Annotated in this window: 10 protein-coding genes; all 10 read right to left on the bottom strand. The window is 44.2% G+C overall.

Annotated elements, in window-relative coordinates; translation table 11 throughout:
* Positions 1-22 precede the first annotated feature (22 nt).
* The 10 genes from O4M77_RS03720 to O4M77_RS03675 all read right to left on the bottom strand — a co-directional run bounded on the left by O4M77_RS03720 (position 23) and on the right by O4M77_RS03675 (position 13,475).
* Positions 23-613 (bottom strand): molybdenum cofactor biosynthesis protein MoaE, encoded by a 591-nt coding sequence (locus tag O4M77_RS03720; protein WP_323713856.1) that lies wholly within the window; start codon positions 611-613, stop codon positions 23-25.
* A 1-nt stretch (position 614) separates the two neighbouring features.
* Positions 615-881, bottom strand: a complete 267-nt coding sequence (locus tag O4M77_RS03715) for a MoaD/ThiS family protein (protein WP_004809395.1) — start codon at positions 879-881, stop codon at positions 615-617.
* Between the two features lies 1 nt (position 882).
* A complete protein-coding gene (moaA, locus tag O4M77_RS03710; protein WP_278364551.1) occupies positions 883-1,944 on the bottom strand; it encodes a GTP 3',8-cyclase MoaA in 1,062 nt (353 codons plus the stop codon).
* Positions 1,945-2,170: 226 nt separating this feature from the next.
* Positions 2,171-2,794 (bottom strand): NTP transferase domain-containing protein, encoded by a 624-nt coding sequence (locus tag O4M77_RS03705; RefSeq protein WP_323713855.1) that lies wholly within the window; start codon positions 2,792-2,794, stop codon positions 2,171-2,173.
* Positions 2,794-5,571, bottom strand: coding sequence for a molybdopterin-dependent oxidoreductase (locus O4M77_RS03700; RefSeq protein WP_323713854.1), 2,778 nt, complete (start codon positions 5,569-5,571; stop codon positions 2,794-2,796). Before O4M77_RS03700 ends, O4M77_RS03705 begins: the two co-directional genes overlap by 1 nt.
* Positions 5,572-5,866: 295 nt before the next feature.
* Positions 5,867-7,477: a nitrite reductase small subunit NirD gene (nirD, locus tag O4M77_RS03695; protein WP_323713853.1), complete on the bottom strand. Its 1,611-nt coding sequence runs from the start codon at positions 7,475-7,477 to the stop codon at positions 5,867-5,869.
* 24 nt (positions 7,478-7,501) lie between these two features.
* Entirely contained in the window at positions 7,502-10,048 is a 2,547-nt protein-coding gene (gene nirB, locus O4M77_RS03690; RefSeq protein ID WP_323713852.1) for a nitrite reductase large subunit NirB, read from the bottom strand.
* 40 nt (positions 10,049-10,088) lie between these two features.
* Entirely contained in the window at positions 10,089-11,429 is a 1,341-nt protein-coding gene (locus O4M77_RS03685) for an MFS transporter (RefSeq protein WP_323713851.1), read from the bottom strand.
* 531 nt (positions 11,430-11,960) lie between these two features.
* Complete coding sequence (locus O4M77_RS03680; protein WP_323713850.1) at positions 11,961-12,662, bottom strand: VIT family protein; 702 nt, start codon at positions 12,660-12,662, stop codon at positions 11,961-11,963.
* Positions 12,663-12,992: 330 nt separating this feature from the next.
* Positions 12,993-13,475 (bottom strand): VOC family protein, encoded by a 483-nt coding sequence (locus O4M77_RS03675; protein ID WP_323713849.1) that lies wholly within the window; start codon positions 13,473-13,475, stop codon positions 12,993-12,995.
* Positions 13,476-13,574: the final 99 nt, after the last annotated feature.

Raw genomic sequence — 13,574 nt, 5'->3', positions numbered from 1 at the left:
GGCTTATCCTTCTTGAATCTTTTCATTTTTTACTCAAACTTGAATTTATAGCGGCCATTGATAAAACAGGAACATCTGGCTGGATCAGGTTTAAAGGCAATTTTTCCGATTTATGTGCATCAGTACAGTTATGAGTATGTGCATGCTTTCTATGAGTGTGATGATCTGAACCCTGGTCACGACGAATGCAGCAACCTTCGACATATTGACTACTGCCATCCATATAGAATTCTTCTTTCCAGACCGGTACCTCATGCTTGACCCGTTCCACGGCTTCTTCGCAGGCTTGAAAAGCTTCCCTACGATGTGGTGCATAGGCCATGGCAATAATGGCGATATCACCAATATCCAATGAACCGATACGATGTACAACTCGGACATAGGACACGTCATATTCAGCCTGAATTTCCTGCTCGATCTGGCGAATCATCTTTTCAGCAACAGGTGCATAAGCGGTATATTTCAGTGCTTTAACCGCTTTACCTTCATGATGATTTCGTACTGTTCCAATAAAAATACCGATTCCCCCACATTCAGGAAAATATTGAATCCCATCAAATACGTCCTGTTGCAGCGGTGTGTCCTGAATACGGGCAAATTGTTTCAGTTCCATCTCAACCTCCTGCGACCGGTGACAGCAACACTAGAGTACTGTCCTGATTTAATCGAGTCTGACGAGAAATAATGTCTTCACCGATGGCACAGGCACAACGCTCTAACAGGTTGAAAGCTTCTGGAAAGGACTGAATGACTTTATTGAGTACATCGGCGACCAGACTGTCTATCTGACATTGCACAGTTAAATCTTGAGGTAACTGACGTTCGATCGCACCGAAAGATTCGATTTTGACGGTAATCGATGATTGAAGTTTTGTAGTCATCTTAGCCTCCTATCATATGCATGCTGATTTTTCGGAAATTTGAATGGGTTTTATGGGATGGATTGAACAGTCTTTGCTGAGCCTGAATGGCATGAAAGCCAGCAGCTTTATTCCAGATATAGGGTTGCAGCTGTTGTTGCAGGGTTTGTTCAGCTGATGCTAGGTGCGGTCTTAACTGTTGAATACTGTTTTTGAGTTTTAGACCTTGAGTTGAGAATAAGCAGTTAAAGAATTCACCTTGAGCATTCAGTCGCAGTCGGTCACAGTTACCACAGAATGAATTGGTAATCGTTGAAATAATGCCTATCGACATGCCGTCAATGTAATAGCTTCGTGCTGGATTAGCCCTCTGACCTTGTCTGATCTTTACTTCAAATGCTTGTGCCAGTTGATCCAGAATGTCCTGCTCGCTAACCACATGATCACGTGACCAGTTTTGGTCGCCATCGAGTGGCATAAACTCGATAAAACGCAATTCAACTTGTTCGCATTTGGCCCAGTGTGCCAAAGACAGAATCTGGTTATCATTAATACCTTTAATTAGCACCGTATTAATTTTGATTTGAAAGCCAGCCTGTTGGGCTGCTTGGATGCCTTCTAATACGGGTTGCAGTTTTTTTGCAGTTAACTGTTCAAATTGCTCTGCATCCAGACTGTCCAGACTGATATTCAGGTCATCTAGCCCGGCCTGCTTTAATTCTGCTGCATATTGTTTGAGATAATGACCATTCGTAGTCATTGAAATACGTTTCAGGCCGCTTTTTTTCAGTTGTTGTAGTTCGGCAATAAAATGCACCACACCTTGGCGCATTAAAGGTTCGCCACCGGTAATCCGGATCTGTTCAATACCACGGCGTACCATGAATTCACAAAAATGATAGAGTTCTTCAAAGCTGAGTAAATCGTGTTTTTTCATCCATTCTGGATGTTCTGGCATGCAATAAACACATTTAAAATTACAGCGATCCGTCACAGAGATACGGAGCTTACGCTTATTGCGTCCAAACTGATCCTGAAATACCGGGACTGGTTCAGCCTGCTGTAAAGGATTGATGTGGTTCATTGCTTATTCCATCAGGATCGATCATCAACTTTGTTTCTAGCCAAATTTTTGCTGACCGATGCCCTATTAAATTGCTATTGCTCTAGGGTTAAATTGCAATAAGTGTTCCAACTTTGCGCAGAAATTGCGGCTTTTTAATATTTGAGTGCGATTTATTGGAATTTAAGAAAAATAAGGGTTTGAAACAGGTGTATTGCCCTGCTTTTAAGCACTACTCAATCAGCACTTAGAGAAAATGCAGTTGCTGATGTTGCTGCAATTCATCAAAGGAGTTAATGCTGTGAAAAAAAAGTGCATGATTTTTAAATCGTGCCATTTGCATGTGCATTTTCGCAAAACAATGTCTTAAACTGCGCTGATTTTGTTCGAGATGCTGAACCAGTGTCGGCAAACTGCTTCGTTTAAGTAAGCAGAATGGATACAACGCTATATCATTTATTTCCACTACAGCCACTTCACAAAGAGGATCTCGCTGCATGGCCCGATGTAATCCAGAAATAACCTTTTTTGGAATGTAAGTTACATCGCATGGTACAAATAACACATAGTCAGATTGCACATGAGACCAGGCACTTTTCATGCCCATCAAGGGTCCGTGAAAGCCCGGTTCATCATCCTGAAAATAACGGATTGATGGAATAAGGCGTTCATAAATGGAGTGATCACGGTGGCTGTTGATCCAGACCTGACCAACACGCGATCTAAGCTGCTGGTGAATCTTGATCAGTTGAATTTCATCATCAAACTTTTGCAGCAGCTTGTTAATGCCATTCATCCGACGCGCCTGGCCACCGGCCAGGATGACTAAATCGGTGGGTGGATAGTTCATGCTCTTATGGATTCTTTTCATTATACGGACTCCGTCTGGCAAGCTTTAATCAGGCCACGAATTTCAGGTAAGCAGGAACCGCAGTTGCCGCCGGCTTTTAGACATGCGGTCACCTGTTTTTCATTGGTGATATTTTTTTCTTTTATGGTTTGAATGATGCGATTTTTACCGACTTTAAAACAGCTGCACACTAGCGCACCTTCACTCTTGCTCATTGAGATCGCCTGACCGGCCAGCAACGCTTTACGGTGCATGGCACTGAGTCGTTCACGCTGAAATAGCCCCGATAACCAGTCGCGATCTGGCAACAGCTCTTTTGGTGCGATATACAGGCTGGCAATCAGCTTGCCGTCCTGCAACACTATGCTATGGCTGATATGCGCGGTCTGGTCCTCCAGATTTAGCCATTCAAAGTCCTCTTCAGTAAAAGGCAATAAGTTCTTTAACTGTTGGGTTGTGGTATTGAATTTCTGACGATCCGCAATTTCATAACGTGTCGCACGAATAGCCTTTACCTTGGTCCACCAGATGGTTTTATCAATAAAGGGTTGCACATAACTTTCATAACCTTCACGTACATACAGCACGCCCTGCCACTGGGTATGGAATGGCTGGATCAACACTGGCGTATGCTTAAACTCAGGCTCGCCAGAAATGGCATCGACCACCGGATTCACCAGCTTGCCGATACGTGCATCGGATGCCGCCTGATCATTCCAGTGGATTGGTGCAAAGACCTGACCACGACGGATATCGTCACTAACCTGAGCACGTAAAATACATTGTCCCCATTCAGAACGAACTTCGACCAGTTCACCATCCTGAATCCCGTATTTCAGTGCATCATTCGGGTGAATTTCACAGTAAGGTTCGGCACGATGTGTACTGAGATTGGCAGATAATCCAGTGCGGCTCATGGTATGCCATTGGTCACGAATCCGGCCGGTATTCAGAATTAAAGAATATTCACTGGAAACCTGATTAACCGGATCAATCGCAGTTGTGGCAATAAACTTGGCTTTACTATCAGCATGACTGAACTGGCCTTGGGCAAATAATCGTCCTACAGATTGAGCAGGTTGCTGTTTATCCCAAACCGGCCATTGCACTGGTTCCAGTTTGTCATATTCTTCTGCGGTTAAATTACTCAAGCCTTGCAGATTAAAATAACGGAAATATGGGGTTTCTAGACGTTGGGAAATTTCTACATTCTGATAGGCAGAGAGTCCGGCATGTTCTTTAAAAATTTCATGGCTATTGTGAAAATCAAACCCTCTGAAGCCCATTTGCTTCGCCACCTGTGCAATCGCCCACCAGTCGGATTTGGCTTCACCCGGCGCATCTAAAAAGGCATGTTGCCTTGAAATACGGCGTTCCGAATTGGTGACGGTTCCATCTTTTTCGCCCCAGCCTAAAGCTGGAAGTAATACATCAGCATATTGAGTAGTATCCGTATCCTGACAGATATCAGAGACCACTACGAATTCACATTTATCCAGAGCACGCTTCACTTGATCGGCATCGGGCAAGCTGACCACCGGATTGGTGGCCATAATCCAGATCGCCTTGATCTTGCCACTTTCAACGGCCTGGAATAAATCAACTGCTTTCAGTCCTGCTTGTTTAGCAATATACGGACTTTGCCAGAAATCTTGTACCAACTGCTGATGTCCCGAATTTTCTAAATCCAGATGTGCAGCCAGCATATTGGCCAGACCACCGACTTCACGCCCTCCCATCGCATTTGGCTGACCGGTCATGGAAAATGGCGCTGCACCGAGTTTACCGATTTTACCGGTGAGCAAATGACAGTTAATAATACTGTTGGCTTTATTCACCCCTTGCGAAGACTGATTGACCCCCATTGAAAATAGAGTCATGACTTTTTCAGTTTGAGCGAATTTCTGATAAAAAGTTTGCAGTTTCTCGACTGCAATACCGGTACGTTGAGCAACTTCTTGAATCGGAGACTCAGCTTCACTTTGTACTAAGGCTTGCTCCAAGCCTTGTGTATGTTGAGCAATAAATTCTTGGTCTGCGTGACTATTTTTCCAGAGGTACTGCAATAAGCCATTAAACAGCGCCACATCCTGACCTGGCAGAATTGGTAGGTGTAGATCTGCTGCTTCACAGGTACTGGTAAAACGCGGATCAACCACGACCACAAACAGGTCGCGCTGTTCCTTGGCTTTCATAATGCGCTGATACAGCACTGGATGACACCAAGCGGTATTGGAACCGACCAGTACCACCATGTCAGTATGTTCGAAATCTTCGTAGCTGGCTGGAACCAAATCTTCGCCAAAAGCTCGTTTATGTGCAGCAACAGCTGAAGACATACACAGACGTGAATTGGTATCGATGTTTGCAGTACCGAGATAGCCTTTGACGAATTTGTTCACTACATAATAGTCTTCAGTCAGCAGCTGACCCGAGACATAAAAGGCAATGCTGTCACGACCATACTGGTCGATACATTGCTGAAATTTATTGGCAATGGACGAAACTGCAGTATCCCAACTCGTGTCTTCACGCTGATCTTTCCGACCCAGCATTGGCTGTAGTAGACGGGTTTCCAATCCTAAAGTATCTGCTAGATTACTGCCTTTGATGCATAACTTGCCGAAATTGGAAAGATGGTTAGCATCGCCTTCAACAGTCACTTTCGGACCTGATGTGGTCGACGTTACATGTACAGTTACACCACAACCCACGCCACAATATGGGCACGTGGTCTGTGTGGTTTTAGTTTTTAATTCTGTGGAGCTTTCAATTTCCACAACGGGAATACTGTTCATGGATGCTCCTTAGGAGTTGAAACACAATTTAATTCTTTTCAAAAAGGGTTCATTACAACGGTGTCTTTTCAATGCAACTCATTTATTTGGATCAACCTTCGGTTCGACCTACTTTTCTTTCGGGAAAAGTAGGCAAAACCTGAGCCACACTGTGGTGTAAGATCCGCAAAACTCGCCCTCATCCGGCATGTATCAAAAAGGTCGCAGAAACATTCATTTTCATATTTTGTCTTGGCTCAAACAGTTGCGGATGACGTTTCCGCGGATCTTGGTTTCACCATGACAAATTAATTTTTTACCCTGCTTTCTTTAATGCAAAATCCCGACCAAAAAGCAGCTTGTTACGAATCGTTGCAATTGGGGTTTGATCTGCAATCAGTTCGGCATACCAGGTACCGTCTTCCGTATCACCAAACAGCACCGCACCAATGACTTTATCCTTTTGAATAATAATGCGTTTATAGATCTGACGCTTTTCATCATTCAGTACGATATCTTCAAAATCATCTTTTGGTTCGAAGTCACCTGCAGAGAACACATCACAACCACTCACTTTCAGCTGAGTCGGAACCGTTGGCGATTTAAAGGTCAGGCTGCCATGCTCGGCCAGATGTGATGCACAAATGAACGCCTGGCCCCAAAGTGGTTCAACCAGACCAAAGGTTTGACCACGGTGCTCGATACATTCACCCATCGCATAAATACTTGGGTCAAAAGTCTGCATGGTGTCATTCACTAGCACACCACGGTTGCAACGCAGACCGGCACTTTGCGCCAATGCGATATTTGGACGAATACCAACTGCGAAGACCACCAAATCAGCAGCCAGCACGGTGCCATCTTTTAGTTTCACTTGGGTCACATGACCTTCTTCACCAATTAAGCATTCGGTATTGGCTTCAGTCAGGATGGTGATACCTTTCTGCTCAATCGCTGTTTTCAGCATCTGACTGGCTTTGCTGTCCAGCTGACGATCCATGATACGATCCATCAGGTGCAATACTGTGACATTCATGCCTTGCTGTTTCAGGCCATAAGCAGCTTCCAGGCCCAGTAAGCCACCGCCGATGACGACCGCATTTTGTTTGGTTTTGCAGTAGTCCAGCATGTTGTTCACGTCATAAATGTCGCGGAAGCTAAGTACGCCCTTTAAGTCGCTACCTGGAATTGGCGGAACAAATGGCTTGGAACCCGTCGCCAGAATCAAACGGTCATAACTGATCATTTCGCCTTTTTCGGTATACACCTGCTTACGCGGACGATCAATACGTACTGCTGGATCACCAGCAATCAGACGGATACCTTTGTCGGCATACCAGGCATGTGGATGCAGCATGATGTCATCAATGGTTTTCTCGCCAGAAAGCACTGGCGACAGCATGATGCGGTTGTAGTTGCCCCAAGGCTCTTCACCAATCACAGTAATTTCATAACGTTCTGGTGCCATATCCAGCAGATCTTCCAGACAGCGCATGCCTGCCAGACCATTACCGACCAGTACCAGTTTCATTTTTTCCGGTGAAACACCGTTGTTGGTGATATAGGTTTTTTGTGGCACGGGGCTAATGAACACCTTGCCATTTTCAATTTTGTTTGGAAAAACCAGCAGTTTTTGATCTTTATCTTCCAGGCAGCGGCCAGTCGCCAAACTAAAATGCTGCTTGTAAATTGGTGAAGCGACAACACGCTCGCCTTGCAAGTCACCAATGATGCCGCGTGACATCACAAATGCTTTACTAAATGGATCCTGGTTACTGAGTGCATAAACACGTTTTTCTGAACCTACACGAAAGATCGCAATTTGCTGATCTTCCACCAACGCTGCAACGCCAGTATTAGGCGTGATGTCATCCAGTGCACACACTTCAACCCAATTCAGTTCATTCATATCTTTAAACATTGTCATATTCTTGCTCCTTTATTCTTTGAATCAGGCTTCAACTACCGGAATACGGCTGGCATTGCGTTCAGCTTCAGTTTTTGGACGGATCTGACCGCGCACTTCAGTAAATTGAACGTGCGGATCGTTTTGCTGTTCAGCCTTGGCATTAATAAAGGTTTTGAAACGTTTACGGACTTCTGGATCTTCAACTGCAGTACGCCATTCATCCTGATAAGTGCCCACCACATGCTCCATACGACGCTCGAGTTCTGCTGCCAGACCAAGCGAGTCATTCACGATGACATCTTTCAGATAATCCAGGCCACCTTCGAGATTGTCGCGCCATACTGAAGTACGTTGCAGACGATCAGCCGTCTGGATATAGAACATGAAGAAACGGTCGATATAACGGATCAGGGTTTGAGTATCCAGGTCAGAAGCCAGTAGTTCAGCATGACGCGGTTTCATACCGCCGTTACCGCAGACATAGAGGTTCCAGCCTTTTTCAGTGGCAATCACACCGACGTCTTTGCTTTGTGCTTCGGCACATTCACGAGTACAGCCAGATACCGCCATTTTCAGTTTGTGTGGAGAACGCAGACCTTTGTAACGGTTTTCCAGATAGATCGCCAAGCCCACAGAATCATCTACACCATAACGGCACCAGGTGCTACCGACACAAGATTTAACGGTACGCAGCGATTTACCGTAAGCATGCCCCGATTCAAAACCGGCATTGATCAGTTTTTCCCAGATTTCTGGTAATTGATGCAGTTGCGCACCAAACATATCGACACGCTGGCCGCCAGTCAATTTGGTGTACAGACCATATTCTTTAGCAATTTGACCAATTACGATCAGACCATCTGGAGTGACTTCACCACCTGCCATACGAGGAACGACAGAGTAAGTACCATCTTTTTGAATGTTACCGAGGTAGTAGTCGTTACTGTCTTGCAGGCCGGCATGGCTTGGTTTCAGGACAAAGTCGTTCCAGCAAGATGCAAGAATATTGGCCACTGTTGGCTTACAGATATCACAGCCCAGACCATGACCATGTTGCTGGATCAGGTCATCAAAAGTTTTGATCTCATTGACGCGCACCAGGTGATACAGCTCTTGGCGTGAATAAGCAAAGTGTTCACACAGATGGTTATTCACTGTCACGCCTTGGCGTTGCAGTTCAGACTTCAATACTTGAGTGACTAAAGGTGCACAACCACCACATGCAGTAGCTGCTTTGGTGCATTTTTTCAGAGCGCCTAGTGAAGTTGAACCATCGGCAATCGCTGAACAGATATCCGCTTTAGATACGTTATTACATGAACAGATCGTTGCGCTGTCTGGGAGCAGATCTACACCGCTACCGCCTGCTTTTGCAGTCGCTTGATCAAAGCCCGGCATGATCAGGCTTTCCGGATTTTCTGGAATTTCCAGACCATTCAGCATCATTTGCAGCAGGTCGTTATATTCTTTGGCACAACCGACCAGCACTGCACCGAGCAGTTTGGTTTTTTCTGCATTGACCACTATTTTTTTGTAGATCTGTGCCGCTTCATCGGCATAGAAGTAGCTTAGTGAACCTGGTGTCATGGCATGTGCATCGCCAACTGATGCAACATCAACGCCCATAAGTTTCAACTTGGTGCTCATGTCTGCGCCAGCAAATGCTGCACATTCTTCTTGCAGGACATGTTTCGCAGCAATACGTGCCATGTCGTAGCCTGGAGCAACCAGACCAAAAATCTTGTTATTCCACAGTGCACATTCACCAATTGCGTAAATGTCCGAGTTCGAAGTCTGGCAGTAATCATTGATCATGATCCCGCCGCGCTCACCAATCGCCAGGCCACTTTGACGTGCCAGTTCGTCACGTGGACGGATCCCTGCAGAGAACAGGATGATGTCTGTTTCCAGCTCAGCGCCATCACCGAACTTCATCACATGTTTAGCATTTACGCCATCTTCAATAGACGAGGTAGCTTTTTGGGTATGGACTTTAACGCCTAGATCTTCGATTTTGCTGCGTAATACTTTACCGCCAAGATCATCAATCTGAACTGCCATTAGACGTGGTGCGAATTCGACCACATGCGTTTCCAGATTCAGGTCACGCAGCGCTTTTGCCGCTTCCAGACCCAGCAAACCACCACCAATCACGACACCGTTTTTGGCATTCAGACTCGCTGCACGGATTGCATCCAGATCTTCAATGGTACGGTAAACAAAGCAGTTTTCACGGTCGTTGCCTGGAATTGGTGGAACAAAAGCATAGGAGCCGGTAGCTAAAACTAGTTTGTCATAAGTAATCACATCGCCATGATTAGTGGTGACTGTTTTATTAACAGTATCGATTGCAGTCGCTTTGGTACTCAAACGCAGATCAATTCCATACGCATCTGCAAAATCGTTACGGCAAAGGGTTAAATCCTTGGCTGATTTTCCAGTGAAATATTCAGTTAAATGCACACGGTCATAAGCCAGACGCGGCTCTTCTGCCAGAATCGTGATTTCAACGTCATCACCTGCATGCTCAAGCACAGATTCAATAAATTTGTGTCCTACCATGCCATGGCCAATCATTACCAGTTTCATATTCCTTCTCCTAAATTTTCTAAATCTTGTATCTTGTGTTTTAAGCCAGGTTGTTTCGTTCAAGAACAGCTTCTTCATATAGCTTTTGCTCTTTGGCCTTATGCTCAACCGAGAAGCGAATCATCAGAACAAAACTTGCTGCAATCACGACCAGGCCGCCAAGCGCCATCAGGCAAGTTTGAATATCCAGCATACCTTTGAGTAAGAATCCTGCTGCGACCGCACCCACGTTACCGCCTGCACCGATAATGCCGGCCACACCACCTAAGGCATCACGGTCAATAAATGGCACCAGCGCATACGTTGCACCACATGCCATGTGGGTAAATAATGCGAAGACAGTCATTGTGATGATGGCCAGCATGGCACTGTTCATTTGCGAGAATAAAATCAGGAATAAGCCTTCCATCAAGATCATGGCAAACAGCACTTTGGTACGTCCGTCCAAGCCTTTTTTGATGGCGACTTTATCTGAAACAATGCCGCCCAGTGCACGGGCAAACAGTGCTAGCAGACCGAAGATCCCGGCCGTCATACCTGCTTCTTTTAAACCAAAGCTGAAGTTTTCTACGTAGTACATAGCTACGATGTTATGAATGAAGATTTCGATACCGAAACAGGCCGCATAAGCGCCAAATAGAATCCAGACACGGTAGTTACGTGCAGCATGCATCAGAATTGCCATGCCACCTTTTTTCTCGCTACCAACCTGAATTCCTGCTGCACGCAGTTCTTTAAAGTTGCCTTGTGGGCAGTCCTGAGTGAATTTCCAGTACAAGGCACCGACAATCAGCATCATCAGGCCTGGAACAATTAAGGCAATTCTCCAGCCCATCGCCTGTTCAACACCGAACATTACCAGTGCAGCCAGAAGTAATGGCATTAGAGCTTGAGTCGCACCACCACCGGCATTACCCCAGCCTGCAGATGCTGCATTCGCTGTACCCACTACATTCGGCGCAAACATGATGCTGGTGTGATATTGGGTAATGACGAAACTGGCACCAATGGCACCAATCAGTAAGCGGAAAAACAGGAAGGATTCATAGCTATTCGCAGAGGCAACACCAAAAACCGGGATACTGCCGAGCACGAGTAATGCGGTATAGGTTTTCCGTGGACCATATTTGTCACATAGCGGACCGACAATCAGTCGAACCAGAATGGTGATTGCGACTGCTGTAATATTGATATTGGCGATTTGATCTTTGGTTAAGCTGAATTCACCTGCGATTACAGGCATCAGCGGTGCACAGGCGAACCAGGCAAAGAAGCAGACAAAAAACGCGAGCCAACTCATATGGAAGGCTCTCATTGCTGCGCTGCTGAAATTCAAAAGACTTATTTTTGTTGCTTTCTTTTCATATAAATTTGAAGACATCACCATCTCCTTCCAGAACTGAACGTATAGGCTTATCTGCTATGCGAATCGCTGCACACCAGATGCGATCAGAACGGACGTCATTGGCCGTCTTACAAATTTCTTTAGAGTCGTCTTTGACTCAAATTCTAATAAGCACAAAGCGTGCCAATAAAATAGTTATACGAATAAGTATTTGTATTTATATTAATTATCGAGAGGTACTTTTATATTTTTTCTAAATTATAGTGACTGAGAACCAAGCTCTCTCTTATTTTTCTCAGCATATTTATATTTGGATTTTAAAATTGCCACTTCAATGCACCTTTTGGCACAGCTTTAGTGCAAGGAAGAACATAATTAAACTAAGTATTTTTAATTAAAGAAAAACTTGTAGTTAAAATTTAAATTTTTTAAATGAGTTAGCTAATTAAGCATCTAAATGTGTCTAATACAATTAAATTTGGAAAATTTTAATTTCAAGTTATCTACTTCAATTAAATTTTGGATATATCTAGATTAATAAAAATTTATTCCATATTTTTTAAATGATTAGGTGGTAGCAATATTAAATAGAGAGCCAATCCAGAAACTGAATAGCATGGCAACGATGCCCCAAATCATGACACGCAGTGCGCCTTTCCACATGCTGCCACCACCTGCATAACTGGCTAATGCTCCCATCATTCCCAGACTAAGCACTCCCACCAGCATGACGCCCTGATCTAGCAAATGTGAAGGCAAAACCAAAATGGATACCAATGGAAATAAAGAACCTACCGTAAATGCTGATGCTGAAGAAAATGCCGCCGTAAAGGGCCGGGCAGCTGTCTGTTCCAGAATTCCAATTTCATCACGCGCATGCGCATCCAATGCATTATGTGCAGTAAGCTGTTTTGCCACTTCTTCGGCCAGATCAGCTTCTAAACCTCGCTTGATATAAATATTTTTTAGCTCTTTTAATTCATGTACGGGATGCAGATTTAATTCCCGCTCTTCCATGGCGAGATCATTTTTTTCAATATCCTGTTGCGATTTGACCGAGATATATTCCCCAGCTGCCATCGAGGCTGCACCAGAAATCAGGCCAGCAACACAAGCAATCAAAAGTGTTTGTGAGGAAGCACCACTGGCTGCCATCCCAACAACCAGACTGGTCACGGAAATAATTCCATCATTGGCACCAAGCACTGCGGCACGCAACCAGCCAGAACGTTGTATATAGTGTTTTTCATGATGATGGGAATGAGGCATGTCTTTCTCGTTCTTCTAGCTGATGAAATAAGATTTTAAATTTTAGCCACTTACTATTTTATCATCTTACATTAAGCCAAATATTTCAAATATGAATCTTCACCTTCAGAGATATCTTCGAGTTTCATCTACTTATTTTAAAAAAGAAAAATTATTTATTGTGAAGGCTTAAATAGATTTTAGCCAGCGGCCGCCATAAGCAACTCACTGGTTATACCTTAAAGGATGAACTTCTGATTATTAACAATGACCTTTCACTTTAGATAAGTAATAAGGTCAAAAGCTTGAACTAAATGCATTGCATCAAATAATTGATATCAACACTACTTCTTAGCCTCGGATGGCAGCTTCAATTGCAGCGACATCACTTTTCTTCATAGTCATCATGGCATCAAAGGCTCTTTTAGCAACATCACGGTCTGAACTGTATGACGCTTCAAGTAAAGCTTTAGGGATGATTTTCCAAGATACTCCCCATTTATCCTTACACCATCCGCATTCACTTTCCTGACCACCATTATTGACGATCGCATTCCAATAGCGGTCAGTTTCTTCCTGATCCTCTGTGGCGACTTGAAATGAGAAAGATTCATTATGTTGAAATACAGGTCCTCCATTTAAACCAATACATGGAATACCTAGTACGGTAAAGTCTACTGTGATGACATCACCTGCTTTACCAGAGGGATAATCTCCAGGTGCAAGAACGATGGCACCTACAGATGAATTTGGAAAAGTTTCTGCATAAAATCGTGCAGCTTCTTCAGCATCATGATCATACCAAAGACAAATGGTATTCTTTGCGATATTCATGATCTCACCTCTTCTTTCAGAATAGGTTTTAGACTACTTAAGAACTCTTCAATATCTCATCTATTAGTTGAGTCCTATTCTTCCCATCTTTCACCCAAA

It is taken from the genome of Acinetobacter sp. YWS30-1, from assembly GCF_033558715.1.
Classification (GTDB): domain Bacteria; phylum Pseudomonadota; class Gammaproteobacteria; order Pseudomonadales; family Moraxellaceae; genus Acinetobacter.
The sequence above is the reverse complement of the archived record's forward strand: the minus strand, read 5'-3'. Positions and strand labels throughout refer to the sequence as shown.

What these genes read in the sequence shown, in the direction of transcription:
- O4M77_RS03720 (WP_323713856.1), bottom strand. Translation starts at nt 613, where the DNA reads ATGGAACTGAAACAATTTGCCCGTATTCAGGACACACCGCTGCAACAG.
- nirD (WP_323713853.1), bottom strand. Translation starts at nt 7,477, where the DNA reads ATGACAATGTTTAAAGATATGAATGAACTGAATTGGGTTGAAGTGTGT.
- O4M77_RS03675 (WP_323713849.1), bottom strand. Translation starts at nt 13,475, where the DNA reads ATGAATATCGCAAAGAATACCATTTGTCTTTGGTATGATCATGATGCT.
- O4M77_RS03700 (WP_323713854.1), bottom strand. Translation starts at nt 5,571, where the DNA reads ATGAACAGTATTCCCGTTGTGGAAATTGAAAGCTCCACAGAATTAAAA.
- nirB (WP_323713852.1), bottom strand. Translation starts at nt 10,048, where the DNA reads ATGAAACTGGTAATGATTGGCCATGGCATGGTAGGACACAAATTTATT.
- O4M77_RS03685 (WP_323713851.1), bottom strand. Translation starts at nt 11,429, where the DNA reads ATGTCTTCAAATTTATATGAAAAGAAAGCAACAAAAATAAGTCTTTTG.
- O4M77_RS03680 (WP_323713850.1), bottom strand. Translation starts at nt 12,662, where the DNA reads ATGCCTCATTCCCATCATCATGAAAAACACTATATACAACGTTCTGGC.
- O4M77_RS03715 (WP_004809395.1), bottom strand. Translation starts at nt 881, where the DNA reads ATGACTACAAAACTTCAATCATCGATTACCGTCAAAATCGAATCTTTC.
- moaA (WP_278364551.1), bottom strand. Translation starts at nt 1,944, where the DNA reads ATGAACCACATCAATCCTTTACAGCAGGCTGAACCAGTCCCGGTATTT.
- O4M77_RS03705 (WP_323713855.1), bottom strand. Translation starts at nt 2,794, where the DNA reads ATGAAAAGAATCCATAAGAGCATGAACTATCCACCCACCGATTTAGTC.